The sequence below is a fragment of the Flavobacterium croceum DSM 17960 genome, from assembly GCF_002917885.1.
In the GTDB taxonomy this organism is placed as follows: Bacteria; Bacteroidota; Bacteroidia; order Flavobacteriales; family Flavobacteriaceae; genus Flavobacterium; species Flavobacterium croceum.
On record NZ_PQNY01000067.1, the window covers coordinates 1 to 2,582 of the forward strand.

Annotated in this window: 1 protein-coding gene; it reads left to right on the forward strand. The window is 45.4% G+C overall.

Going from position 1 to position 2,582, the window contains the following annotated elements:
• Positions 1-2,582 (forward strand): beta strand repeat-containing protein (locus Q361_RS13380; protein WP_211290394.1); only part of this gene is annotated, 2,582 nt, incomplete at both ends.

The window sequence follows — 2,582 nt, forward strand, 5'->3', positions numbered from 1 at the left end:
TGTTATACAGCGAGTACATCAGCGGTAACAATCAATGTATTGAGTAATGATACCACAGGCGATGTTATAGTACCATCAAGAGTAAGTTTGGTAGCCCCAGGTAGTGCTACAGGCGTAACAACCGATGCACAAGGCGATGTAACAGGCTTTAGTATCTCAGGCGAAGGAACTTGGGCTGTAAACAATTCAGGGCAAGTAATCTTTACGCCATCAAGTGCTACAGTTGTAGCCCCAACGGTAATATCCTACCATGGTTATGACGCACAAGGCAACGCATCAAACGATGCAACAATTACCTTAACAGGCGCTAGTGTACCAACCAATACTACAAATCCAGCTACAGCATGTACACCAACTACGGTTACAGCTACAGCAAGTGTGCCATCAGGGCAAACGGTAGTATGGTACGATGCCGCTACAGGCGGTAACGTAGTAGCTACACCAAGTTTAAGTGTAGCAGGTACTGTAACATATTATGCAGAAGGTCACAATGGTACATGTGTAAGTAGTACACGTACCGCAGTAACCTTAACATTAACGGCAGCACCAAATGCAGGAACATTAAGTGGAAGCCAAACGATATGTGTAGGCGGAACCACTACATTTACGAGCAATGGAAATACAGGAGGCGTATGGACTTCTTCAAATTCAGGAATAGCTTCAGTAGATGCTAGTACAGGAGTAATTACAGGATTAGCTGTAGGTACAGCTACCATTACGTATACCGTAACAGGAACAGCACCATGTTCAAATGTTACTGCTACGAGAACTGTAACAGTAAGTGCAGCACCAAATGCAGGAACGATTAGTGGTACTCAAACGGTATGTGTAGGTAACACAACAGCATTTACTACTACAGGTACAGGCGGAACATGGAGTTCATCCGATACAGCTGTTGCCACTGTAGACAATGCAGGAGTAGTAACAGGAGTAGCGGCAGGTACTGCTACAATAAGCTATACCGTACCAGCAGCAGGCACATGTCCAGCAGCATCTTCAACAAGAACCGTAACGGTAAGTGCAGCACCAAGTGCAGGTACTTTGAGTGGTACGCAAGCGATATGTGTAGGCGGAACTACTACGTTTAGCTCTACAGTATCAGGCGGTACATGGACAAGTTCAAATACAGGAGTAGCTTCAGTAGATTCAGCAACAGGCTTAATCAATGGATTAACACCGGGAACAGCTACTATTACATATACTGTACCAGGAACAGGAGGATGTGCGAATGCAACCGCTACAAGAACGGTAACGGTAAGTGCAGCACCAAATGCAGGTACGATAAGTGGAACCAATGCGATTTGTTCAACAGGAACTACGCAATTGACCACTACAGGTACAGGCGGAACATGGAGTATTACACCAACCAGTGTAGCTACGATTAGTGGTACAGGATTAGTAAGTGGTGTAGCTGCAGGAACAGCAACAGTAACCTACACCGTAGTAGGCACAGGTGGTTGTGCCAATGCAACGGCTACCTATACTATAACAGTAACTGCAGCACCAAGTGCAGGTACTTTGAGTGGTACGCAAGCGATATGTGTAGGCGGAACTACTACGTTTAGTTCTACTGTATCAGGCGGTACATGGACAAGTTCAAATACAGGAGTAGCTTCAGTAGATAGTACTTTAGGTACAATCAATGGATTAACACCAGGAACAGCTACTATTACATATACTGTACCAGGAACAGGAGGATGTGCGAATGCAACCGCTACAAGAACGGTAACGGTAACTGCAGCACCAAATGCAGGCACGATAAGTGGAACCAATGCTATTTGTTCAACAGGAACTACGCAATTGACTACTACAGGCACAGGAGGAACATGGAGTATTACACCAACCAGTGTAGCTACGATTAATGCTACTACAGGATTAGTAAGTGGCGTAGCTGCAGGAACAGCAACAGTAACCTACACCGTAGTAGGCACAGGTGGTTGTGCAAATGCTACAGCGACGTATACTGTAACGGTAACTGCAGCACCAAATGCAGGTACTTTAAGTGGTACGCAAGCGATATGTGTAGGTCAAACAACTACATTTACAAGCAATGGCAATACAGGAGGAACATGGAGTTCATCAAATACTACAGTTGCTACTGTAGATAGCGCAACAGGTGTTATCACAGGACAAACAGCAGGAACAGCTACAATCTCTTACACTGTAAAAGGAACAGGAGGCTGTGCTGATGCCGTTGCAACAAGAACGGTAACGGTAACTGCAGCACCAGTTGCAGGTACAATTAGTGGTACCCAAGCAATATGTGTAGGAGGTACAACCCAATTAAGTTCAACAAGTGCAGGCGGAGCGTGGACTATAGCACCAGCTGCTACAGCTTCCATTACGAGTGGAGGTTTAGTAACAGGATTAGCCGCAGGAACAGCAACAGTAACCTACACCGTAGTAGGAACAGGCGGCTGTGCGAATGCAACGGCTACCTATACTATAACAGTAACTGCAGCACCAAATGCAGGCACAATTTCAGGTAACCAAGCGATATGTGTAGGTCAAACGACTACATTTACCACGACCGGTACAAGCGGAAATTGGAGTTCATCAAATACAACAGTTGCTACTGTAGA